The organism is Pseudomonas sp. BJa3, from assembly GCF_026343815.1.
Taxonomy (GTDB): Bacteria; Pseudomonadota; Gammaproteobacteria; order Pseudomonadales; family Pseudomonadaceae; genus Aquipseudomonas; species Aquipseudomonas soli.
On sequence record NZ_JAOXMC010000012.1, the window covers coordinates 176,267 to 199,219 of the forward strand.

A 22,953-nucleotide genomic window follows, 5' to 3' on the forward strand; every position below is an offset into this window, starting at 1 on the left:
GAAATCAGACGGTGGCCTTGGCCGACGGTTTGCGGTTGTAGGCCCACCAGATCAGGAAGATGCCGCCGAGAATCATCGGCACGCAGAGCAACTGACCCATGGTCAACCAGCCAAAGGCGATGTAGCCGAGCTGTGCGTCGGGTACGCGCACGAACTCCACGATGAAGCGGAAGATGCCATAGAACAGCGCGAACATGCCGGAAACGGCCATGGTCGGGCGCGGCTTGCGCGAGTACAGCCAAAGGATGACGAATAATGCCACACCTTCGAGGGCGAACTGGTACAGCTGCGACGGGTGACGCGGCAATTGCGCCGGGTCGCTGAACGGCGGGAAGATCATTGCCCACGGCACGTCGGTAGCCTTGCCCCACAGTTCGGCGTTGATGAAGTTGCCGATACGCCCAGCGCCAAGGCCGATCGGCACCAGCGGCGCGACGAAGTCCATCAGCTCGAAGAACGACTTATTGTTGCGTTTGCCGAACCACAAGGCGGCGAGCATCACGCCGATGAAGCCACCGTGGAACGACATGCCGCCCTTCCACACCTCAAAGATCAGCGTCGGGTTGGCCAGGTACTGGTGCAGGTCGTAGAACAGCACGTAACCCAGGCGCCCGCCGACGATCACGCCCATCGACAGCCAGAACACCAGGTCGGAAAGTTTCTCGCGGCTCCAGGTCGGGTCGAAGCGGTTCAACCGGCGCGAGGCCAGCAGCCAGGCGCCGCCGATGCCGATCAGGTACATCAGGCCGTACCAGTGGATTTTCAGTGGACCGAGGGCCACGGCCACCGGGTCGATCTGCGGGTAAGGCAGCATTGTCTTTCCTCTAGGTTCAGATAAGGAAGCTGAGTCCGACGCAGAACAGCAGCGCGGCGAACAGACGCTTGAGCACGCGCGGCGACAGCTTGTGCGCCAGACGCGCGCCGTAGCGGGCGAAGAACATGCTGGTGGCGGCGATGCCGACCAGCGCCGGAAGATAGACGTAGCCCAGGCTGTGGGCCGGAAGGTGTTCCTCGTGCCAACCCAGCCACATGAAGCCCAAGGCACTGGCCAAGGCAATCGGCAGGCCACAGGCCGACGAAGTCGCCACGGCCTGCTGCATGGGCAGGCTGCGCCAGGTGAGGAACGGTACGGTCAGTGATCCGCCGCCGATCCCGAAAATGGCCGAGGCCCAGCCGATCACACCGCCGGCGGCGGTCAATCCGGGCTTACCGGGAATGCCGCGGCTGGCCTTGGGCTTGAGGTCCAGGGCCATCTGCGCGGCGATCACCAAGGCGAACACACCGATGATCTTCTGCAGCATCGGGCCCTGTATCAGCGAGGCGGTCTTGGCCCCGACCAGCGCGCCGAGCAGGATGCCCACGGTCATCCAGGCGAAGATCGGCCATTGCACCGCGCCCTTGCGCTGGTGCTCGCGCACGGCGTTGATCGAGGTGAAGACGATGGTTGCCAGCGAAGTACCGACCGCCAGGTGAGTCAGCACCGAAGGGTCGAAGCCCTGCAAGGTGAAGCTGAACACCAGCACCGGCACGATGATGATGCCGCCACCGACGCCGAACAGCCCGGCCAGCACGCCGGCGCAGGCGCCCAACAGCAGATAGAGAGCGAATTCCATTCGTGGCCCCAGTGGAAAACAATCCGGCATGGTAACGGAAGCCACGCCCGGCGCTCTAGTGAACTCTGTGTCAGATGATGGATAGCGGCCGGCGGCGCGGGTAGAGTGGCCGAAAACACAGGGGACAACCTATGTGCCTGATCGTATTCGCCTGGCGGCCGGGGACAGCCCGACCACTGATCGTCGCGGCCAACCGTGATGAGTTCTACGCGCGGCCGACCCAGGCCCTGGGCAATTGGGAGGACGCCCCGGGCGTGCACGCCGGGCGTGACCTGGAAGCCGGTGGCACCTGGCTGGGTGTCGGGCCGAACGGGCGCTTTGCGGCGCTGACCAATATCCGTGATCCACGCCAGCCGTTGGGGCCACGGTCCCGCGGTGAACTGGTGGCAGCCTATCTGCAGGGCGAACTGGGGGTCGAGGCCTATCTGGACCAGGTGGCCAGCCGCAGTGACCAGTACTCGGGGTTCAACCTGCTGGTCGGCGATGGCGAGCGATTGGGCTACCTGCATGCCCGCGAGCCGGCACCACGCCTGCTTGAACCGGGAGTGTACGGGCTGTCGAATGCCGGACTGGATACGCCGTGGCCGAAGCTGCTGAAGGCTCGCAGCGGGCTTGAGGGATTGCTCGAGAACGCTGACCCACAGCAGCTACTGACGCTGCTGGGCGATGCACAGCCCGCACCGGCCGGCGAACTGCCCGAGACCGGCGTGGGGCTGGCCACCGAGCGGCTGCTGTCGAGCGTGTTCATCGCCAGCCAGAACTATGGGACGCGGGCGAGTACGGTGCTGATTGTCGATGACCAAGGCCGGCGGCGCATGATCGAACGCAGTTTCGGGCCGTTTGGTGGGCATCTGGGCGAGGTTAGCCTGGAGATCTGATTAGACCTCATCGCGGGGCAAGCCCGCTCCCACGGGCTCGCACCAACAGCTTTGCTTCGGAGCCCGCGATGAGGTCGGTACAGGCGATCAGAGGGTCTTGTTCGGCCCGATCATCCGCGCCAGCCCGAGATTCTTCAGCGCCAGCTGCAACGAGCTGTGGATAACCTGCGGGTTGTCATGGCTCATGGCATCGGCCAGCAGCTCCCTGGCCTTGCCCAGGTTGATCTGGCGCAGCATCCACTTCACCTTCGGCAAGTTGGTGGCATTCATCGACAGACTGTCGAAGCCCATGGCCATCAGCAGGATCGCCGCAGCCGGATCACCGGCCATCTCGCCGCAGATACTGACGGGCTTGCCTTCCTCGTGGGCCACGCTGACCACCGTCTGCAGGGCCTGCAGCACCGCCGGGTGCAGATAGTCGTACAGATCGGCGACCCGTGGGTTGTTGCGGTCCACGGCCAGCAGGTACTGGGTGAGGTCGTTGGAGCCGACCGAAAGGAAATCGACCTGCCGCGCCAGTTCGCGGGTCTGGTACACCGCGGCGGGGATCTCCACCATCACCCCTACCGGCGGCATCGGCACATCGGTGCCTTCGTCACGCACTTCGCCCCAGGCGCGGTGGATCAGGTGCTGGGCTTCTTCAAGCTCATGGATGCCGGAAATCATCGGCAGCAGGATGCGCAGGTTGTTCAGGCCCTCGCTGGCCTTGAGCATGGCGCGGGTCTGCACCAGGAAGATTTCCGGGTGGTCGAGAGTCACACGGATGCCGCGCCAGCCGAGGAACGGGTTCTCTTCCTTGATCGGGAAATACGACAGCGACTTGTCGCCACCGATGTCGAGGCTGCGCATGGTCACCGGCAGCGGATGGAACGCCTGCAGCTGCTCGCGGTAAATCGCCAGCTGCTCCTTTTCGCTGGGGAAGCGCTGGTTGATCATGAACGGTACTTCCGTGCGGTACAGACCCACGCCCTCGGCGCCGCGCTGCTGGGCGCGGGCCACATCGGCGAGCAGGCCGGTGTTGACCCACAGCGGCATGCGGTGGCCGTCCGGGGTGATGCACGGCAGTTCGCGCAGGGCATCGAGCCCCTTGGCCAGCTGGCGCTCTTCCTCGACCACGTCGCTGTACTGCTTGCGCAGCACTTCGCCGGGGTTGGTGAAGACTTCGCCCTTGTAGCCGTCGACGATCATCTCGATGCCATCGGCCTTCGAGTAAGGCAGGTCGACCACCCCCATGACCGTGGGGATACCCATGGCCCGGGCCAGGATCGCCACGTGGGAGTTTCCCGAGCCGAGTACCGACACCAAGCCCACCAGCTTGCCCTCCGGCACCTCGCCGAGCATGGCGGGGGTCAGTTCTTCACTGACCAGAATGGTGTTGTCCTGGTAGACCAGTGACTGCGAACGGGCCTCCTGCAGGTACGCGAGCAGGCGCCGGCCCAGGTCCTTGACGTCCGATGCCCGCTCGCGCAGGTAGTCGTCATCCATCAGCTCGAAGCGATTGACGTGTTCGCCGACCACTTGGCGCAAGGCACCCTGGGCCCACTGGCCGGTCTTGATGACCTCGACCACCTCGCCACCAAGGGCGGCGTCCTCGAGCATCATCAGATACACGTCGAACAGCGCACGCTCTTCGGGGCGCAACTGGGTGGCAAGCTTGGCCGACAGCTTGCGCATGTCCTCGCGCACGCCCTCGAGGGCGTTGTTGAACAGCTTGAGTTCGTTGTCGATGTCCTCGACGGTGCGGTCAGGCACAACCTCCAGGTCGGCGGGCGGCAACATCACCACCGATCGACCGACTGCGGCGCCCGGAGAACCCGGCACCCCGACGAAACGGGCTTCCTGGATGCCCTTGCCCTGACGGCCCAGGCCACGGATCGAACCCGTCGCCTCGGCGTGGGCGATAACCCCGGCGAGCTGCGCGCTCATGGTGACCAGGAAAGCCTCTTCGCCTTCGTCGAACTGGCGGCGCTCTTTTTGCTGGATGACCAAGACACCCACCACACGGCGGTGGTGAATGATCGGTGCGCCGAGGAAGGAAGCGAATTTCTCTTCGCCGGTTTCAGCGAAGTAGCGGTAACGGGGGTGGTCGGCCGCGTTCTCGAGGTTCAGTGGCTCCTCGCGGGTACCCACCAGGCCGACCAGGCCTTCATTAGGGGCCATGCTGACCTTGCCGATGGAACGCTTGTTCAGGCCCTCGGTGGCCATCAGCACGAAGCGGTTGGTGTCCGGGTCAAGCAGATAGACGGAGCAGACCTGGCTGCCCATCGCCTCCTTTACGCGCAAGACAATGATACCCAACGCCGTCTTGAGATCTTTGGCGGAGTTCACTTCCTGGACGATCTTGCGCAGCGTATTGAGCATGGCTCGGGGTCGGACTCCGTCGTCAGTCGCGCGTCAGCAGGCGCGGGGCTAGCTCTTTCAGTGCGCGGCGGTACACCTCGCGCTTGAATGTCACCACCTGGCCCAGCGGATACCAGTAGCTGACCCAGCGCCAGCCATCGAATTCCGGCTTGCCGGTCAGGTCCATGCGCACCCGTTGCTCGTTGCTCACCAGGCGCAGCAGGAACCACTTCTGTTTCTGGCCGATACACAGCGGCTGGCTGTGGGTGCGCACCAGGCGCTGGGGTAAACGATAACGCAACCAGCCACGGGTGCAGGCAAGTATTTCCACATCCTGGCGTTCCAGGCCCACTTCTTCGTTCAGCTCGCGGTACAGGGCATCTTCCGGCGTTTCATCAGGGTTGATGCCACCCTGGGGAAACTGCCAGGCATCCTGGTTGATCCGCCGAGCCCATAGCACCTGCCCGGCATCATTCGTGAGAATGATCCCGACATTGGGGCGAAAACCATCCGGGTCGATCACGGCAGCAACCTCGCAAACGCATGTCGCCGCATTGTTCCACAAAGCCTGAGCGCGCAGCAACGCGCCCGCCAAGCTTATCTGCGGCGAGGTGAAGACTGCGTATTGAGCGAGCGTCGCCACACCGGGCGTGGCACTGGTATACCGGGTTTGCGTGAAGGCAAGGTGACGCGACTGCGTCAGCCTCTCGCGGGGCCAGCCCGCTCCCAGAGTTTGCCAATGGGAGCGGGCTGACGAGAGTAATCAGACCGGCTTGGCGCCCATCAGGCCGGCGATGGACAGGAAGCACACACCGCTGAACACTGCCAGCGCCAGGGTGAACTTCAAGCCTACGGCTTCGGCCTTGCGCAGCCGGTTCAGGCGCGCCACCAGCCACCACACGGCGAACGCGCCAAGGGTATAGATGACGCTGGAGGCCAACACCCAGGTCTGCCCCAGCGGCCAGCCGACCAGGTGCACCAGCCACCAGCCGGTGAACGGCATGCTCAGCAGGCACAGCCCCATCAGCAGCCAGACGAACACCAGCGGCCGGCGCAACAACTTGCCGTAGGCCTCGGTGTCGCCCTTGCGCCGGGCATGCCAGGTCCAGCCCGCCAGGCCCAGGGCGCCAAGCAGCAACAGGGCCGTGGCGAGGATGTGCAGGGTCTTGAGGGTGGTCAGGTGTTCCATGTGAAAATCATCCTTCAGCAGGCTTTTTCGCTTTCGGCCTCATCGCGGGGCAGGCCCGCCCCCGCGAGGTGAAGCGTGTTCAGCCCAAGAATAGCCGGTAAGCCGGGTTCTCGGTCTCGTCCCAGTATGGATAGCCGATCTTGGCCAAGGCTGCCGGCACCAGGTGACGCTCTTCCTCCGGCACCTGCAGGCCCGCGACCACGCGCCCGTCGGCGGCGCCGTGGTTGCGGTAGTGGAACATCGAGATGTTCCAACGCCCGCCCAGCTTGTTGAGGAAGTTGAACAGGGCACCGGGCCGCTCCGGGAACTCGAAACGCAGCACCATCTCATCGCTGGCCCCGGCCGAGTGGCCACCCACCATGTGACGGATATGCAGCTTGGCCAGTTCGTTGTCGGTCAGGTCGGTGACGGGGAAACCTTGCTCCGTCAGCTGCTGTACCAATGCCGCACGCGGGTCGGTTTCCGGGTGAGTCTGTACGCCGACGAAGATGTGCGCCTCGTCGGAGGTGTGCTTGCGGTAGTTGAATTCGGTGATCTGGCGCTTGCCGATGGCCTCGCAGAAGGCCTTGAAGCTGCCTGGGCGCTCGGGAATGGTCACGGCGATGATCGCTTCGCGCTTCTCGCCCAGCTCGGCGCGCTCGGCCACATGGCGCAGGCGGTCGAAGTTGACGTTGGCGCCCGAGTCGATGGCTACCAGGGTTTGCCCGGCCACACCCTTGAGCTCGACGTATTTCTTGATCCCGGCAACACCGAGAGCACCGGCAGGTTCGGTGATCGAGCGGGTATCGTCGTAGATATCCTTGATTGCGGCACAGATCTCGTCAGTGCTGACGGTAATGACCTCGTCCACGTGGTGGCGGCAGATATCGAAGGTGTGCTGACCGATCTGCGCCACCGCCACGCCGTCGGCGAAAAGCCCGACCTGCGGCAGCACCACGCGCTCACCGGCGGCCATGGCGGCCTGCAGGCAATTGGAATCGTCCGGTTCGACGCCGATGACCTTGATTTCCGGGCGCAGGTATTTCACGTAGGCGGCGATACCGGCGATCAGACCGCCGCCGCCGACCGGCACGAAGATCGCGTCTAGCTGGCCCGGGTGCTGGCGCAGAATCTCCATGGCCACCGTGCCCTGCCCGGCAATGGTGTGTGGGTCGTCGTAGGGGTGGATGTAGACGAAACCTTTCTCCTCCACCAGCTTCAGCGAGTAGGCCAGCGCCTCGGGGAAGCTGTCGCCATGCAACAACACCTTGCCACCACGCGAGCGCACGCCTTCGATCTTGATTTCCGGGGTGGTCTTGGGCATGACGATGGTCGCTTTGATACCCAGCTCCCGCGCCGCCAGTGCCAGGCCCTGGGCATGGTTGCCGGCCGAGGCGGTGACCACGCCACGGGCCAGCTCCTCGGCGCTCAGTTGCGCCAGCTTGTTGTAGGCCCCGCGGATCTTGAACGAGAACACCGGCTGCAGGTCCTCGCGCTTGAGCAGCACCGTGTTGCCCAGGCGCTTGCTCAGTTGCCCGGCAGTGTGCAGCGGGGTTTCGACAGCAACGTCGTAGACGCGCGAGGTGAGGATCTTCTTGACGTACTGTTCGAGCATCGGAAAGCATCACTGGGCCGCGGGACAAGGGCTGGGAGTCTACCGCAGCGCCACGTCGGGCGACCACAGCAAAGCCGCCGGAGCCGTTATACTAGGCAACTTTCGATATCCGCCCCTGCCCCTCCCGGAGCCCGCATGACCCAGGACCAACTCAAACAGGCCGTCGCCCAGGCCGCCGTCGACCTCATCCTGCCGAAGCTGGATGAAAAAAGCGTCGTCGGCGTCGGCACAGGCTCGACCGCCAACTTCTTCATCGACGCCCTGGCCCAGCACAAGACCGCCTTCGACGGCGCCGTCGCCAGCTCCGAAGCCACTGCGCAGCGCCTGAAGGGCCATGGCATCCCGGTGTACGAGCTGAACAGCGTCAGCGAGTTGGAGTTCTACGTGGACGGCGCCGACGAGAGCGATGCCCACCTCAACCTGATCAAAGGCGGCGGCGCGGCCCTGACCCGCGAGAAGATCGTCGCGGCAGTGGCCAAGACCTTCATCTGCATCGCCGACGCCAGCAAGCTGGTGCCGGTGCTGGGTGCCTTCCCGCTGCCGGTCGAGGTCATTCCGATGGCGCGCAGCCACGTGGCGCGCCAGCTGGTCAAACTGGGCGGCGACCCGGTCTACCGCGAGGGCGTGGTGACCGACAACGGCAATGTCATCCTCGACGTGCACAACCTGCAGATCACCAACCCGGTGGAGCTGGAAAGCCAGATCAACGCCATCGTCGGCGTGGTTACCAATGGTCTGTTCGCGGCGCGCCCGGCGGATGTGCTGTTGTTGGGTACCGCTGAAGGTGTGAAGAGCCTGAAGGCCGAATAATCGCCAGCGAGGGCTGCACCCTCGAATCGCTGGCAAGCCAGCTCCCACAGGGTCCGCGCTACCTTGTGGGAGCTGGCTTGCCAGCGAACACCGGCGAAGCCGGTGCCATTCTCAACCCATCAAGGCTGCTTGAACACATAGAACAGGTTCGGCTCACTGACCAGGTAGATGGTCCCGGCGTCGTCCATCGCAATCCCCTCAGCCTGTGGCACGGTCTGCTTCAACCCCTGGAACCCCTTGCGCAATGACAAGGTACTCAGCGGCCGCCCCTTCACATCAAGCTCCAGCACCAGCCGCGACTCGTCGGACAGCGCCAGCAGATGCCCGCTGCGTTCGTCGAACTGCAGGCTCGACAGATCCCTCACGAACAACCGCCGGTCACGCTTGCGATCCTGCACCACATGCACGGCATAGGGTTTGTCGGGATTGTCGTGGGGAAAGCCGTGCACCTCGTAGATCATCATCGGGTCCCGTTCCTTGGCCACGAACAGGCGCTTGCCTGCCGAGTCGTAGGCCAGCCCCTCGAACCCCTTGTTGCCGTTCAGGCCGATGCCCAGGGACAGCTGCTCGGCGTCGGCGGCATCGAGGAACAGGGTGTCATCGTCCAGACGCACGCGGATCAGCCGCTGCTGGCGCTCATCGGTGATCACGTAGCTGTTGGGCCCGACGTACTCCACCGCCTCAGGGTCGCCGAAGCCGGTCAGCGGGACACGGCGCAGGATACGGCCATCCAGCGACAACTCGATCAGCTCCGACCGGGCATTGGTGACGGTGAACAGGCTCTTGCGGTCGGGATCGTAGGTCAACGCCGAGATATCGTCGTCCAGGCCCTCGACAGGCCTGGCCTCGAGCACCACCTGGTAACGGTCCAGGCCGATGCTCTGCTCGGCCGGCTGCCACCAGGCCTTGAGGTTGAACCAGCCCCGCTCGAACAAGCGGAACTCGTGCCCGGCAGCCCCCAGCACGAGCAGGCAGACAAACACGAAGAAGACGAAGATCAGGCGAACGTGGCGGCGCATGCGGGCGGACTCGGCAATAGGAGCGCGTAGCTAACCACTATCAACTGAAGCAAAGCTTAATGCCATCATCAGAAATGGCTGATCGGTCAGTTCTTTTTGAAGCGATAGAACAGATTCGGCTCGCTGACCATGTACAGGTTGCCCTGGTCGTCCATTGCCACTCCCTCGGCCCGGGGAATGGTGTCAGCCAGGCCATTGAAGCCGCCCAGCAGGGTCATGAAGCTGACCTGCTCACCTTTTTCGTCAAGCTCGAGCAGCATGTTGGAGTCTGCCGACAATGCCAGCAGATGCCCTGTGCGCGGGTCGATACCCAGCGCGGACAAGTTGCGCAGGTCCAGTTCGTCGCTGACCAGCGGCTGTTTCTCGCCCTTGAGCGGGCTACGGCCATCGGTGTTCCAGGTGAACATTTTGGGCGGACGCTCGGCGCCGATGACCAGGCGCTGGCGCATCAGGTCCCAGGCAATGGCTTCGAAGCCCTTGTTGCCATCCTCCGTTTCGCCCAGGTCATGGGACTGGTAGTCGGCGCGGTTCAGCGACGTCGTGCTGGCATCCACCTTGACCAGCGTCAGGTCATGGTTGCGCTCGTCGACGATGGCGATCTGGCCATCCTCGAGTACCGCCACGCCCTCCGGATTGGACCAGCCCACCAGGGGGATCTTGCGCAGCACATCGCCATCGAGGGTGAGCTCGACCAGGAACGGGTGCTTTCCCATGACTGCGAACAACGACCGGGTGTGCGGGTTGAACGCCAGGTCCGACGCCTCGTCACGCTCCATACCAGGCAACGGCTTGGCATCGATGTCGACCACGTAGCTGGGCAGCCAGATGCTTTCCTGGCGTTCAGCCTGGCTTTCGAAACCTTCCTTTATCCACAGCAGACCGCGGTCGTCCCAGTGCATGGCCGAGATGACGCCATAGCCGATAACCGCTGCTGCTGCCAGGCCGAACGGCCAGCGCCGGTAGAAGGGGCGCTTGGGGGACACGGAGGCGCGGGAAGGAAAGGGCATGCAAGGGTCCTGAGGGTAGGCGTGGGTTCGCGCATTATCCGCAAAGGGTGTGAAAAAACGGTAAACGTCTCTGCACTTTTTGTAGGAAAGGCGCGAACCTTCGGGTCAGAGCACCCGGCTCTGGAACCGGCTGACACCTGGAAGCTCCAGCACCAGCTCGTCGCCAACCTCGAATGGCCCCACGCCCGCCGGGGTGCCGGTGAGGATTACATCACCCGCCTGCAACGAGAAACACGCGGCCATATGCTGGATCATCGGTACGATGGGGTTGAGCATCATCGCGCTGTTGCCGTCCTGGCGCACCTCGCCGTTGATGGTCAGGCGTATGCCGATGTCCTTCACGTCCTCGAAAGCCCCTGCCGAGACGAACGGCGGCAGCACGCAAGCACCATCGAAGCTTTTGCACAGCTCCCACGGCAGGCCCTTTTCCTTCAGCTTGCTCTGCAGGTCACGCAGGGTGAGGTCCAAAGCCGGGGCATAGCCGGAAATGGCGTCGAGCACCTCTTCCTCGGTCGGCTTGGTCGACAACGGCTTGCCCAGCAACACCGCGATTTCCGCCTCGTAGTGCACCGAGCCACGCTCGGTCGGAATCTTGAAACCACCTTCCAGGGGCACCACGCAACTGCCGGGCTTGATGAACAGCAGCGGCTCGCTGGGGATGGGGTTGTCCAGTTCCTTGGCATGCTCGGCGTAGTTGCGGCCGATGCACACCACCTTGCCCAGCGGGAAGTGGATGCGCGTGCCGTCTACGTACTGGTGCTGGTAACTCATGGCCGACTCCTGTGAACACTGCTTTTTATTCGGGAGCGAAGATCTTACCCGGATTCATGATGCCGTTCGGGTCGAACACCGCCTTGATCGCCTTCATGCAGGCGATTTCTTCCGGTGAGCGGCTGTAGCCCAGGTAATCGCGCTTGGTCATGCCCACGCCGTGCTCGGCGGAGATCGAGCCGCTGTAACGCTCGACGATCTCGAACACCCACTTGTTGACCTTGGCGCAGGAGGCGAAGAAGTCGTCCTTGCTCATATGGTCGGGCTTGAGGATGTTCAGGTGCAGGTTGCCGTCGCCGATGTGGCCGTACCAGACCACCTCGTAGTCGGGATAATGCTCACCGACGATGGCGTCGATGTCGCGCAGGAACGCCGGCACTTTCGAGACGGTGACAGAGATGTCGTTCTTGTACGGTGTCCAGTGGGAGATGGTCTCGGACAGGTACTCGCGCAGCTTCCACAGGTTCTTCAGCTGGGTATCGCTCTGGCTCATCACTCCGTCCAGCACCCAGCCCTGCTCGACGCAGTGCTCGAAGGTGGCGAGCGCCTCGTTGGCCACCTCCTCGGTGCTGGCTTCGAACTCCAGCAGGGCATAGAACGGGCAATCGGTTTCGAATGGCGCGGGCACATCGCCCCGGGCGAGGATCTTGGCCAGGCCCTTGTCGGAAAAGAACTCGAAGGCGGTGAGGTCGAGCTTGCCCTGGAAGGCGTGCAGCACCGGCATGATCGCGTCGAAGTCAGGCGTGCCCAGCACCATCGCCGTGAGGTTGCGCGGCGCACGGTCCAGGCGCATGGTCGCCTCCACAACGAACCCCAGGGTGCCTTCGGCGCCGATGAACAGTTGGCGCAGGTCGTAGCCGGTGGCGTTCTTGATCAGGTCCTTGTTCAGCTCGAGCAGCTCGCCCTTGCCGGTGACCACCTTCAGCCCGGCCACCCAGTTGCGGGTCATGCCGTAGCGAATCACCTTGATCCCGCCGGCATTGGTGCCGATATTGCCACCGATCTGGCTGGAGCCGGAGGAAGCAAAGTCCACCGGATAGTACAGCCCCTGATCCTCGGCGAACTGCTGAAGCTGCCGGGTTACCACGCCCGGCTGGCACACGACGGTTCTATCGAACTCATTGAAGGCGAGGATCTGGTTCATGTAGTCGAAGGCGACCACCACCTCGCCATGGGCGGCCACGGCAGCGCCCGATAACCCTGTACGCCCGCCCGATGGCACCAATGCGACCTTGTGCCGGTTGGCCCAGCGCACGATGGCCTGGACTTGCTCGATGGTTTTAGGGAAGACGATCGCGCTGGGCGCTGGCGGGTAGTGCTTGGTCCAGTCCTTGCCGTAGGCATCGAGCGAGGCTGGGTCGGTGAGGACCTTGCCAGGGTCGACCAGGGTCATCAGTTCATCAATTACCACGGACTGGGTCATCGCTGGAACTCTCGACTTATTCATAGTCACCCTGAGCACGCTTCACCTGTCGGGATGGGCTCAGATTGTGTCGCGTATGCTAGCATAGCCCTCCCGCTGTTCGTGCTAAGGCCGACGCCGCGCCGCTTCACCCCCCTCGCCATTTTTCTCCGGGATACAGGTTTACGCAGATGAGCAAGACTTCTCTCGACAAGAGCAAGATCAGGTTCCTTCTTCTTGAAGGCGTCCACCAGAATGCGGTGGATATCCTCAAGGCTGCCGGGTACAGCAACATCGAGTACCTCACTGGCTCGCTGCCGGATGCAGAGCTGAAGGAAAAGATCGCCGATGCCCACTTCATCGGCATCCGCTCGCGCACCCAGCTGACCGAAGAGGTCTTCGACTGTGCGAAGAAACTGGTCGCGGTCGGCTGTTTCTGCATCGGCACCAACCAGGTCGACCTGAGCGCAGCGCGCAACCGCGGCATCGCGGTGTTCAACGCGCCGTACTCCAACACCCGTTCGGTGGCCGAACTGGTGCTGGCCGAAGCCATCCTGTTGCTGCGCGGCATCCCCGAGAAGAACGCCTCCTGCCACCGTGGTGGCTGGATCAAGAGCGCGGCCAACTCCTTCGAGATCCGCGGCAAGAAACTGGGCATCGTCGGCTACGGCTCGATCGGTACCCAGCTGTCGGTCCTGGCCGAGGGCCTGGGCATGCAGGTCTACTTCTACGACCCGCTGACCAAGCTGCCGCTGGGCAACGCCACCCAGGTCACCAGCCTGAACGAGCTGCTGGGCCTGGCCGACATCGTCTCGCTGCACGTGCCTGAGCTGCCATCCACCCAGTGGATGATCGGCGAGAAGGAAATCCGTGCGATGAAGAAAGGCGCGATCCTGATCAACGCCGCCCGTGGCACCGTGGTCGAGTTGGACCACCTAGCCGCCGCGATCAAGGACAAGCACCTGATCGGCGCCGCCATCGACGTGTTCCCGGTCGAGCCACGCTCCAACGACGAAGAGTTCGAAAGCCCGCTGCGCGGCCTGGACAACGTGATCCTGACTCCGCACATCGGTGGTTCCACCGCCGAAGCCCAGGCTAACATCGGCCTGGAAGTTGCCGAGAAGCTGGTCAAGTACAGCGACAACGGGACCTCGGTGTCGTCGGTCAACTTCCCGGAGGTCGCGCTGCCGGCCCACCCAGGCAAGCACCGCCTGCTGCACATCCACGAAAACATCCCGGGCGTGCTCAGCGAGATCAACAAGGTGTTCGCCGAGAACGGTATCAACATCTCCGGTCAGTTCCTGCAGACTGACGAAAAAGTGGGTTACGTGGTCATCGACGTCGATGCCGAGTACTCCGATCTGGCCCAGGAAAAACTGCAGCATGTGAAGGGCACTATTCGCTCGCGCGTACTGTTCTGAGTTTGCCGGCTGCATGAAGAAGGGAGGCCCTGGTGGCCTCCCTTTTTCGTTGTTGCGATCTTGTAGGAGCGGCTTCAGCCGCGATCACCCGCGAAAGCGGGTGCCAAGCACCGCGGTATCTAGTTCGCGATTGAAGTCGCACCTACAGGTTCAGCATCACTTGACGTTGACGGTGATCTTCTGCGACTCGACGCTCGGTTTGAACGGCACGTGATACTTGTCGCCCAGCACAAGTTGCAGGGTGTGCTTGCCTGGGGTGAGGGTGATGGTCGCCTCGGTCTGCGCCTTGCCGAAGTGCAGTACTTGCGGGCCGGCCGGCAGGGGGGCGTTGTTCTCCGGCATCAGGCTGGTCGGCAGCGGCATGTCGGCGACCGGCGCCTTGTCCACATCCACCAGCAGGTGGTGATGCCCAGTGTGCGGGGTCTGGTCACCCGCTGGCTTGAGGCCCATGCCCTCGATACCGAACTTGACGGTGAAGGTCTTGTCGACCGTGGCCCCGTCGGCGGGGGAAACGATGAAGACCTTGGCGCCCTCCGGTGGCTGCTGGCTCTTCAGCGCATCCGCAGCACTGGCGAACACCGACGCCCCCATCAGCAGACCGGCAACGGCAGCACGCGAAAATAGGCTTTTCATTCACTTCTCCTGTGATTCACTTCAATTGACCGCTATCACTTAAACGAAGCACAGCGGTACTTCACCATAGTCCAACCAACCAGGCAGAGGTTCAAAAACAACGGCAGAAATATTTCAGGCCGGCGTAAACATTAACGCGGCTACACGGTCATAGGCTGCGTTCGACCGCGGCAGAAAAGAAAGCCTCGGCGAATGACATTCACCTGCCGAACAAGAAAGGGGCACTCATGCGTTTGACCATTGGCATTCTGTTGGCGGTATTGTTCAGCCCACTGGCCCAGGCCGAACTGATCGACGAAATCAACGACCGTGGCGAACTGCGCATTGCGGTGCTGAGCGATTCACCACCTTATGCGTTCAAGGAAGACGAACACCTGACCGGTTTCGAGATCGAGTTGGGCCAGGCCCTGGCCAAGGAGCTGGATGTGCGGGCCGAGTTCGTCGAGACCGCAGCCGAAGAGGTGCTGCCCGGGGTGGAGAGCGGCAAGTTCGACATGGCCTTCAACAAGCAAGACGTCGAACCTAGCGACCAACTCGACACCATTCGGACCCTGGCCAGCCAGAATCTGGTGATTCCGTACCTGAAGGACAATCCAGCCTTCGAGACGGCTCTGAACAATGCCCTGCAACGGATCAAGGACGACGGCCGCCTGGCTGACCTGGAAAGCAAATGGCTCAAGGGTTCCAAGCAGGCGAGCGCCGGACAGTAACACCGCATCGCGGGGCAGCGGGCTTGCCCCGCGATCAGATCTGGCTCAACGCTCGCTGCGCCTCTTCCAGCTCCAGCTCGCTGAACACCTGCACCCCTTCGCGCCGCAACAAGGCCGTGGTCACGCCCTCACCCGCCACCTTCACACCGCTGAAACTGCCGTCATAGGTCTGCAGATTGCCACACGAGGGGCTGCCCGACTTGAGCACCGCCACACGGATGCCATGCCGGCGCACCAGTTCCAGCGCCAGGCGGGCCCCGGCGAGAAAGGCGTCGCTGACATCGTCGCCGGTCACCGTCAGCACCTGTGCCTGCCCGTCCAGCACCGCCCCGCCCTGCCCACCGGGTATCTCAGCGGGCGGTCGCGGTGTCGGCAAGCCACCGGCAACCTCCGGGCACAGTGGCACCACCCTGCCTTCGGCCTGCCAACGCTGCAATACATCGGGATGGCCACTGGCACGCCCGTCATAGCGCACCGGCTGGCCCAGCAGGCAGGCGCTGACCAGTACCTTCGGCAGCTCAGAACGGCTCATTGCCACGGCGCCGGAACCAACCGGTCAACGACAGGCGTTCACGCCCTGCCGGCAGTACCTCGTGCGGGACCTCACCCGACAGGAACACCACCAGGCTGCCGGCCAATGGCGCCACGTCGTGCTCGACATCACCCTTCAGGAACATGCGTAATTGTCCACCGTCCTGCGGCTGCCAGCCCTCGTTGAGGTACAGCACGGCCGACACCATGCGCCGGTCATCGTCGCGGAAGCGGTCGAGATGGCGCTTGTAGAAGGCGCCCGGCGGATACAGGGCAAAGTGGCACTCGAAGTCCTCGAGCCCCAGGAACAATCCCTGGTTGATGGCCTGGCGCAGGCTGTCCATCGCCCCCAGGTAGCGGTCGCAGACCTCCGATTCACCGGGGTCGATCCACTGGATCTGGTCGCCACGGATCGCCTCGCGGATCTCCTGCGCGGCGCCACGGCCGATGCCGGCGGGGTTCAGTTCACCCTCGGCGTAACGACGACGGCATTCGGCCGCCAGCGCGCGCGACAGTTCGTCGGGCAGGAAGAGGGGTTGCTGCGACCAACCACGGGTGGCCAGGTCATCGACGATGGTCGACAGCAGCGGATGTTCGGAAGGTATGTGCATGGCGCATCATAGCCATTCGGCCATCGCTCGCACAGCGCCACTTGGTCAGGAAGCGCCGCTGGCGACTCGACAAAGCCCCGCCACGCCAAGGACAATAGCGGCCTGCCGACAGGAGTCCTGAATGCGCCGTCTGTTTTCCCTGCTTCTGCTGATGATCTGCACCATGCCTGTCTGGGCAGACACCCTCGATCAGCTGTACAAGGTCGCCGGCTGGCCCGACCAGCGCGCCCATTTCAACGATGCCGTGAGCGCCGCCCAGCAGCGCTACCGCAATAGCCTGCCGCCTGCCGTCTACCAGGCGCTGGTCAACAACAGCAACCAACGGTTCCAGGCCCAGGCCATGGACCAACGGGCCCAGGCACAACTGCGCGCCAACCTGCCCAACCCCTCGCCAGCCCTGGCCTTCTTCCAGTCACCGCTGGGGCGCAAGGTCGTGGCCGCCGAACTGCTTGCCACGCGCAAGGATCAACTGGCCAAGCACGCCAAGGGCTTGCCGAAAATCCAGGCCAGCGACAACCGCGTGCTGATCGTCGGCCACCTGGCCCAGGCCCTGCCCGCCCGCGAGGCCGGCGCCGAAGTCAGCCTGGCGATCGCCGGCGTGGCGGCCGACAGCCTGAGCTCGATGTTGCCCGGCCTGTTCGGCGGCGGCCAGGCCCAGAACCTGCTCGATGGCCAGCGCCAGCGGTTGATGAACCAGGTGGGCGAGGACCTGAACAACACGTTGTTGTACGTCTATCGCGACCTGTCGGACGCCGAGCTCGAGCAGTTCGCCACCTTCGCCGAATCGACGGACGGCCAGGCCTACTACAAGGCCGCGGTGGCCGCGATTCGCGCCGCCCTGGCCGTGGGCCAGAACGCCGCCAACCTGAAGTGAGTCAGCCCAGGCGCTGGCCGATGAACTCGAAGTAGCGCTGGCGGATGCCGGGCAGCTCGTTGGCCAGGTGATGCCGCGCCTCGGGCAGCATGAGGATCTGCGGCTCGGCAAACTTGGCCTTGAGCACCTTGAGGTTGTACGGCCAATCCACCGTACCGTCCGCCTCGCCCTGCACGATCAGCGGCCGCCGCGTACTCCTGGGCGCGGCTTCGATGCGCCGGACCCACTTCATCAACGCACCGACCCAGGCGGTCGGCAGACGCCGTGGTTGTAGCGGATCGGCTTCGAGGAAGGGCAGGAAGGCCGGGTCATTGGTGTTCTCGCTGAAGCGCCGCTCGATGCCGTTGACGAAGTGGCGCAGCACCCGGTAGCTCAGCTTCGACCAGCCCCAGGCCCGCGGGCGCACCAGGGGGGCCAACAAGATCACCTCGCCGTCGACAGGGCTGCTTTCACCCTGATGCAACAGGTGGTCGACCACGATCGCCCCACCGGTGCTTTGGCCGCAGAGATGCCAGGGCCTTGGCAGGTCAAGCAGCCGGGCCTGTTCGAACAGCGCCTCGAGCACCTGCTGGTAGATGCCGAAATCATCGATGCTGGCCCGTTCGCCACTGGACAGGCCATGCCCTGGCAGGTCGCAGCCGATCACGGCGTAGCCGCGCCCCAGGGCCCATTCGATCACGTGGCGGTACAACCCCATGTGATCGTAGTAGCCATGCAGCAGGAACAACGTCGCCTGTGGCCGCTCGGGCAGCCAGACCTGGCCGACCAGGTCGAAGCCTGCCACCTGGAAGCCACCCAGCCAACTGTGCGCGGACAGACCCAGGCCGTAGAAGCCCTGGTAAGCCTGGCCCTGGGTGGATAGCAGGTGGCGATCGGCAAGGGGCGACAGGCTGGCGCGCAGCAGGTCGGGGTGGAAACTGGCGGGCATCGGTACATCCAGAGTGAAGCAAGTATTGATCTGCGATATTCAGCTCTGGGCCGCGTCATGGCAAGCTTGCTGCCTTTCTCAACGAAACACGCGACCTCGTGGGAGCGGGCTTGCCCCGCGATAGCGATGCTGGCTTCACCGCAGCCATCGCGGGACAAGCCCGCTCCTGCAGGTACCGCGACCGGGCCCCTATGGCGAAGCGACTTCTGATATTCCTTGCACTGCTGCTCTGCGCTGCCACCGCCTGGTGGGCCTACGACAGCTTCCAGTCCCGTTACCTGCGTCCGTTCGACAACCAGGCCACCTTCTTCGACGGCAGCCAACTGCGCCTCCCAGCCGAACTGGCCGGCCCGGGCCCGATCCGCGTGGTGCATTTCTGGGACCCGGCCTGCCCATGCAATGTCGGCAACCAGCAACACCTGGGCGAACTGGTCGAGCACTTCGCACCGCTCGGGGTCAGCTTCCATGTCGTGCAAAAGCCTGGCAGCCACGGCCAACTGCCGGCCAACCTGGGAACACTCAAGCCCCTGGCCAGCCTGCCCGGCAGCGAGCACCTGCCCGTCAGCCCCGCCGTGGCGATCTGGGACCACGACGGCAACCTCGCCTACTTCGGCCCCTACAGCGAAGGCGCGGTATGCAACTCGAGCAACAGTTTCATCGAGCCGATCCTCAAGGCCTTGGCACAAGGGCGTCGGGTGCAGGCCTCGAATACCCTGGCGGTCGGCTGCTATTGCCCCTGGATCGATTGACGCACCCGCGCCGGATTACCCACCACCACCGCTCCCGCCGGCACATCCCGGGTCACCACGCTGCCGGCGCCGACCACGACGTTATCACCGATGGTCACCCCAGGCAGGATGATCGCCCCGCCGCCAATCCAGACGTTGTCGCCGATGATCACCGGGCGCCCGCTTTCCAGGCCACTGCGGCGCAGCGCCGGGTCCAGCGGGTGGTCGGCGGTGTAGATCTGCACCGCCGGGGCGATCTGGCAGTCGGCGCCGATGCGCACCGGCAGCACGTCGAGGATCACGCAGTTGAAGTTCATGAAGGTGTTGGCGCCCACGCTGATGTTGTAGCCGTAGTCACAGTGGAACGGCGGCCGGATCACCACGCCTTCGCCCACGCTGGCGAAATGCGCCTTCAACAAATCATGACGCGCTTCGTTGGGTTGCTCGACGCTGCCGTTGTAGCGGTGCATCCACTGCCGGTTGGCCGCCTGCTCGGCTTGCAGCTCGGGGCAGCCGGCATGGTAGAGCTGGCCTGCCAGCATTTTCTGTTTTTCGCTGAGGGACATGGAAACTCCTTTCGGGGGGCTATGCTCAGTTCGCGAATCCGCCGATGATCGGACCACATTCTTTCGCTCGAGTGCACAAGGAGTCTCGATGAAGCGCAGCCTGACCTTGCTGGCGGTGGTGATCGCCGTGGCCGCCGCGGGCGGCGGTTACTGGTACGTGCAGGGCAAGCAGCCCCAGCGTGATGGCGAAGCGGCCATCAACGGCTTGCAGGCGCCGGTCAGCGTGCGCTTCGATGCCCGTGGCGTGCCGCACCTGCAGGCGCAGAACGAGCAGGACCTGTACCGCGCCCTCGGCTACGTGCAAGCACAGGACCGTCTGTTCCAGATGGAGATCATGCGCCGCCTGGCGCGCGGCGAGCTGGCCGAGGTGCTGGGCGAGAAGTTGCTGCCCACCGATACCCTGTTCCGCAGCCTGCGCATTCGCGACCAGGCGGCCTTGATGGTGCAGCGCCAGGACCGCCAGTCACCGGCCTGGCAGGCGCTGCAGGCCTACCTGGACGGCATCAACCAGTGGCAGGCCAGCCACCCCAAGCCGATGGAGTTCGACCTGCTCGGCATCACGCCGCGCCCCTTCACCGCCGAGGACACCCTGAGCATTGCCGGCTACCTCGCCTACAGTTTCGCCGCCGCGTTCCGCACCGACCCGGCGCTGACCTACATTCGCGATCAGCTCGGCCCCGAGTACCTGAAGATCTTCGACCTCGACTGGCAGCCCGACGGCGCCGTGGCCACGCCGCTGGCCGCCGCCGACTGGCGCAGCCTGGAGCAGTTGGCGCGGCTCAGCCACGAGGCCCTGGGCGATGCGGGTATTCCGCAGTTCGAGGGCAGCAACGCCTGGGCCGTGGCCGGCAGCCATACCCGCAGCGGCCGGCCACTGCTGGCGGGTGACCCGCACATCAGCTTCGCGGTGCCGGCGATCTGGTACGAAGCCGAGTTGTCGGCGCCAGGCTTCAACCTGTATGGCTACTTCCAGGCGCTCAACCCGTTCGCCCTGCTCGGCCACAACCGCGACTTCGGCTGGAGCCTGACCATGTTCCAGAACGACGACGTCGACCTGATCGCGGAGCGGACCAATCCGCAGAACCCCGAGCAGGTGATGGTCGATGGCCGCTGGCAGTCGCTGGAAAAGACCGAGCAGCAGATCGCGGTCAAGGATGCGCAGCCGGCCAGCATCACCTTGCGCCGCTCGCCCCACGGTCCGATCGTCAACAGCGTGCTCGGCGACACCGCCGGCCCGACGCCCATCGCCATGTGGTGGGCCTTCCTGGAAACCGAGAACCCGATACTCGAGGGCTTCTACCAGATCAACCGCGCCGACACCCTGGACAAGATGCGCGAGGCGGCAAGCAAGATCCAGGCGCCAGGGTTGAACCTCGTATGGGCCAATGCCCGTGGCGACATCGGCTGGTGGGCGGCGGCGCGCCTGCCGATCCGCCCGGATGGCGTCAACCCGGCGTTCATCCTCGACGGCGGCAGCGGCCAGGCCGCCAAGCCGGGGTTCTACCCGTTCAGTGCCAATCCACAGCAGGAGAACCCGGCCAACGGCTATATCGTCTCGGCCAATTACCAACCACCGGGCGCACTGCCCGTGCCCGGCTACTACAACCTGGCCGACCGGGGACGCCAGCTCGATCGCCTGTTACGCGACCCGGACATCAAGTGGGACACCCAGAACAGCCAGGCCTTGCAGCTGGACACCAGCACCGACTATGGCCCGCGTACCCTGGCACCGCTGCTCGGCACCTTGCGCAACGTCGCCCAGGGCGACGAAGAGAAAGAACTGGTCGAGCAGCTGGCGGCCTGGCGCGGCGACTACCCGCTGGACTCCACCAGCGCCACGCTGTTCAACCAGTTCCTCTACGAGCTGGCGTTCGCCGCCCTGCACGACGAGCTGGGCGACACCTGGTTCCCGGTGCTGATCAGTACCCGTGCCATCGACGCCGCGCTGCCTCGCCTGGCTGGCGACCCTCAATCACCGTGGTGGAACCTGCGCGGTAGCAACGAACACACCGATCGCAACGCCATCGTGCGCCTGGCCTGGCAGCGCAGCATCAAGCACCTGCGCGAGACCTTCGGCAAGGATCCGGCCAGCTGGCAGTGGGGCAAGGCCCATACCCTCACCCATAACCATCCGCTGGGCGTGAAGAAGCCGCTGAACCTGTTGTTCAATGTCGGGCCCTACGCCGCGCCCGGGACCCATGAGGTGCCAAACAACTTGTCGGCGAAGATCGGCCCGGCACCCTGGCCGGTCACCTACGGGCCATCCACCCGCCGCCTGATCGACTTCGCCGACGCCGGAGCCGCGCTGACCATCAACCCGGTCGGGCAGAGTGGCGTGCCGTTCGACCGGCACTATGGCGACCAGGCCGAGGACTACATCGAGGGGCGCTATCACAAGGCGCGGATGGGAGTGATTCCGGCGCAAAGCACACTGCGGCTGGTGCCCAGATAGAAACCGGGGCCGCACAGCGGCCCTCTCGCAATCCATGAGGTCACGCAATGCAGAAACACTTCATCGAGATCGACGGAGCACGCATGAGCTATGTCGACCAGGGCCAGGGCTTCCCAGTGCTGCTGGGCCACAGCTACCTGTGGTCGTCCGCCATGTGGCAACCGCAGATCGACGCCCTGTCACGGCACTTCCGGGTCATCGTACCTGAGCTGTGGGGCCACGGCGATTCCGCCGCCCCGCCCGCCAGTACCGTCGACATGGCCGCCCTGGCTCGCCAGCACCTGGCGTTGCTCGATGCCCTGGATATCCAGAAGTGCCACCTGATCGGGCTGTCGGTTGGCGGCATGTGGGGCGCGCAGTTGGCCGTCGACCACCCTGAACGAGTCGACCGCCTGGTGCTGATGGACACCTACCTGGGGGCCGAGCCCGAGGCGACGCGGCTGAAGTATTTCGGTTTGCTGGATGCGGCAAGCAAAGCGGGAGCCTTCATCGACCCGTTGCTGGACGTCGTGGTGCCGATCTTCTTCCATGCCGGTGGCCAGACGGTGCCCGAGGTGCGCGAGTCCTTCCGTGCGGACCTCAAGGCAAGCAGCGCCGAAACCATCCGCGACAGCCTCGACCCGATGGGCCGGGTGATCTTCGGCCGGCCAGACCTGCTGGCGCGACTCGGTGAACTGCCGGGAGAGCGGACCATCGTGCTCTGTGGCGACCAGGACATCCCAAGGCCACCGGCGGAGTCCGCCGAGATGGCGCAGTTGATTGGATGTCTGGCGGCACAGATTCCATTCGCCGGACATATCTCCAGCCTGGAGAATCCGCAGGTGGTGAATGATTTCCTGTTGAACTGGTTACCGCGCAATTGCTGAGACCGGAGGG

At 64.2% G+C, this 22,953-nt stretch carries 23 protein-coding genes; 8 read left to right on the plus strand and 15 right to left on the minus strand.

The features are described 5' to 3' along the window. Positions 1-4: 4 nt before the first annotated feature. Positions 5-814: a prolipoprotein diacylglyceryl transferase gene (lgt, locus tag OH705_RS17060; protein ID WP_023630701.1), complete on the minus strand. Its 810-nt coding sequence runs from the start codon at positions 812-814 to the stop codon at positions 5-7. A gap of 16 nt (positions 815-830) precedes the next feature. Continuing rightward, the gene (locus OH705_RS17065) at positions 831-1,613 is read right to left on the minus strand and encodes a sulfite exporter TauE/SafE family protein (protein ID WP_028688501.1); all 783 of its coding nucleotides are present in this window, start codon (positions 1,611-1,613) and stop codon (positions 831-833) included. Positions 1,614-1,744: 131 nt separating this feature from the next. On the opposite strand from OH705_RS17065, the gene OH705_RS17070 reads away from it, so the two are divergent. Then, the gene (locus OH705_RS17070) at positions 1,745-2,491 is read left to right on the plus strand and encodes an NRDE family protein (RefSeq protein ID WP_104444758.1); all 747 of its coding nucleotides are present in this window, start codon (positions 1,745-1,747) and stop codon (positions 2,489-2,491) included. Between the two features lie 87 nt (positions 2,492-2,578). Here the strand turns inward: OH705_RS17070 and ptsP are convergent, their stop codons facing one another. The 4 genes from ptsP to ilvA form a co-directional block, all read right to left on the minus strand. Further along, on the minus strand, positions 2,579-4,852 hold the full coding sequence (ptsP, locus tag OH705_RS17075) for a phosphoenolpyruvate--protein phosphotransferase (RefSeq protein ID WP_038706997.1): 2,274 nt from the start codon (positions 4,850-4,852) through the stop codon (positions 2,579-2,581). Positions 4,853-4,874: 22 nt separating this feature from the next. Further along, positions 4,875-5,354 carry an RNA pyrophosphohydrolase gene (locus OH705_RS17080; RefSeq protein WP_028688498.1) on the minus strand — a complete coding sequence of 160 codons (480 nt, stop codon included), beginning with the start codon at positions 5,352-5,354 and terminating at the stop codon, positions 4,875-4,877. Positions 5,355-5,594: 240 nt separating this feature from the next. Beyond that, entirely contained in the window at positions 5,595-6,020 is a 426-nt protein-coding gene (locus OH705_RS17085) for a DUF2269 family protein (RefSeq protein WP_267302592.1), read from the minus strand. A gap of 79 nt (positions 6,021-6,099) precedes the next feature. Continuing rightward, complete coding sequence (ilvA, locus tag OH705_RS17090) at positions 6,100-7,614, minus strand: threonine ammonia-lyase, biosynthetic (protein ID WP_038706999.1); 1,515 nt, start codon at positions 7,612-7,614, stop codon at positions 6,100-6,102. Between the two features lie 135 nt (positions 7,615-7,749). Here ilvA and rpiA point away from each other — a divergent pair, with 135 nt between their 5' ends. After that, on the plus strand, positions 7,750-8,424 hold the full coding sequence (gene rpiA / locus OH705_RS17095; protein ID WP_038707000.1) for a ribose-5-phosphate isomerase RpiA: 675 nt from the start codon (positions 7,750-7,752) through the stop codon (positions 8,422-8,424). 119 nt (positions 8,425-8,543) lie between these two features. On the opposite strand, the gene OH705_RS17100 is transcribed toward rpiA, so the two are convergent. The 4 genes from OH705_RS17100 to OH705_RS17115 form a co-directional block, all read right to left on the minus strand. After that, complete coding sequence (locus tag OH705_RS17100) at positions 8,544-9,443, minus strand: SdiA-regulated domain-containing protein (protein WP_094010973.1); 900 nt, start codon at positions 9,441-9,443, stop codon at positions 8,544-8,546. 86 nt (positions 9,444-9,529) lie between these two features. Next, positions 9,530-10,450 carry an SdiA-regulated domain-containing protein gene (locus tag OH705_RS17105; RefSeq protein WP_267302593.1) on the minus strand — a complete coding sequence of 307 codons (921 nt, stop codon included), beginning with the start codon at positions 10,448-10,450 and terminating at the stop codon, positions 9,530-9,532. 105 nt (positions 10,451-10,555) lie between these two features. Continuing rightward, positions 10,556-11,221 carry a fumarylacetoacetate hydrolase family protein gene (locus OH705_RS17110; RefSeq protein WP_023629824.1) on the minus strand — a complete coding sequence of 222 codons (666 nt, stop codon included), beginning with the start codon at positions 11,219-11,221 and terminating at the stop codon, positions 10,556-10,558. 25 nt (positions 11,222-11,246) lie between these two features. Then, positions 11,247-12,644 carry an FAD-binding oxidoreductase gene (locus tag OH705_RS17115; RefSeq protein ID WP_267302594.1) on the minus strand — a complete coding sequence of 466 codons (1,398 nt, stop codon included), beginning with the start codon at positions 12,642-12,644 and terminating at the stop codon, positions 11,247-11,249. A gap of 170 nt (positions 12,645-12,814) precedes the next feature. Between OH705_RS17115 and serA the strand changes: the two genes are divergently transcribed. Then, positions 12,815-14,044, plus strand: coding sequence for a phosphoglycerate dehydrogenase (gene serA, locus OH705_RS17120; RefSeq protein ID WP_023629826.1), 1,230 nt, complete (start codon positions 12,815-12,817; stop codon positions 14,042-14,044). Between the two features lie 156 nt (positions 14,045-14,200). Here serA and OH705_RS17125 read toward each other — a convergent pair whose 3' ends face one another. After that, positions 14,201-14,677 carry a DUF4399 domain-containing protein gene (locus OH705_RS17125; protein ID WP_217867937.1) on the minus strand — a complete coding sequence of 159 codons (477 nt, stop codon included), beginning with the start codon at positions 14,675-14,677 and terminating at the stop codon, positions 14,201-14,203. A gap of 227 nt (positions 14,678-14,904) precedes the next feature. Between OH705_RS17125 and OH705_RS17130 the strand changes: the two genes are divergently transcribed. Continuing rightward, on the plus strand, positions 14,905-15,387 hold the full coding sequence (locus tag OH705_RS17130) for a transporter substrate-binding domain-containing protein (RefSeq protein ID WP_023632416.1): 483 nt from the start codon (positions 14,905-14,907) through the stop codon (positions 15,385-15,387). A gap of 34 nt (positions 15,388-15,421) precedes the next feature. Here the strand turns inward: OH705_RS17130 and OH705_RS17135 are convergent, their stop codons facing one another. Both OH705_RS17135 and OH705_RS17140 read right to left on the minus strand, forming a co-directional pair. Next, positions 15,422-15,919: a DUF523 domain-containing protein gene (locus tag OH705_RS17135; protein ID WP_094010969.1), complete on the minus strand. Its 498-nt coding sequence runs from the start codon at positions 15,917-15,919 to the stop codon at positions 15,422-15,424. Continuing rightward, entirely contained in the window at positions 15,906-16,529 is a 624-nt protein-coding gene (locus OH705_RS17140; protein WP_267302595.1) for a 2OG-Fe(II) oxygenase, read from the minus strand. The genes OH705_RS17135 and OH705_RS17140 overlap by 14 nt, the downstream gene beginning before the upstream one ends. 121 nt (positions 16,530-16,650) lie before the next feature. Here OH705_RS17140 and OH705_RS17145 point away from each other — a divergent pair, with 121 nt between their 5' ends. Then, the gene (locus OH705_RS17145; RefSeq protein WP_038707001.1) at positions 16,651-17,403 is read left to right on the plus strand and encodes a DUF2059 domain-containing protein; all 753 of its coding nucleotides are present in this window, start codon (positions 16,651-16,653) and stop codon (positions 17,401-17,403) included. Between the two features lies 1 nt (position 17,404). Here the strand turns inward: OH705_RS17145 and OH705_RS17150 are convergent, their stop codons facing one another. Further along, positions 17,405-18,331, minus strand: a complete 927-nt coding sequence (locus OH705_RS17150; RefSeq protein ID WP_094010967.1) for an alpha/beta hydrolase — start codon at positions 18,329-18,331, stop codon at positions 17,405-17,407. A 191-nt stretch (positions 18,332-18,522) separates the two neighbouring features. Here OH705_RS17150 and OH705_RS17155 point away from each other — a divergent pair, with 191 nt between their 5' ends. Further along, entirely contained in the window at positions 18,523-19,080 is a 558-nt protein-coding gene (locus OH705_RS17155; protein ID WP_267302596.1) for a DUF6436 domain-containing protein, read from the plus strand. On the opposite strand, the gene OH705_RS17160 is transcribed toward OH705_RS17155, so the two are convergent. Next, entirely contained in the window at positions 19,059-19,625 is a 567-nt protein-coding gene (locus OH705_RS17160) for a sugar O-acetyltransferase (RefSeq protein ID WP_263159830.1), read from the minus strand. The genes OH705_RS17155 and OH705_RS17160 overlap by 22 nt on opposite strands. A gap of 88 nt (positions 19,626-19,713) precedes the next feature. Here OH705_RS17160 and OH705_RS17165 point away from each other — a divergent pair, with 88 nt between their 5' ends. Next, positions 19,714-22,077 (plus strand): penicillin acylase family protein, encoded by a 2,364-nt coding sequence (locus tag OH705_RS17165; RefSeq protein WP_267302597.1) that lies wholly within the window; start codon positions 19,714-19,716, stop codon positions 22,075-22,077. A 47-nt stretch (positions 22,078-22,124) separates the two neighbouring features. Next, positions 22,125-22,943: an alpha/beta fold hydrolase gene (locus tag OH705_RS17170; protein ID WP_267302598.1), complete on the plus strand. Its 819-nt coding sequence runs from the start codon at positions 22,125-22,127 to the stop codon at positions 22,941-22,943. The last annotated feature ends 10 nt before the right edge of the window (positions 22,944-22,953 follow it).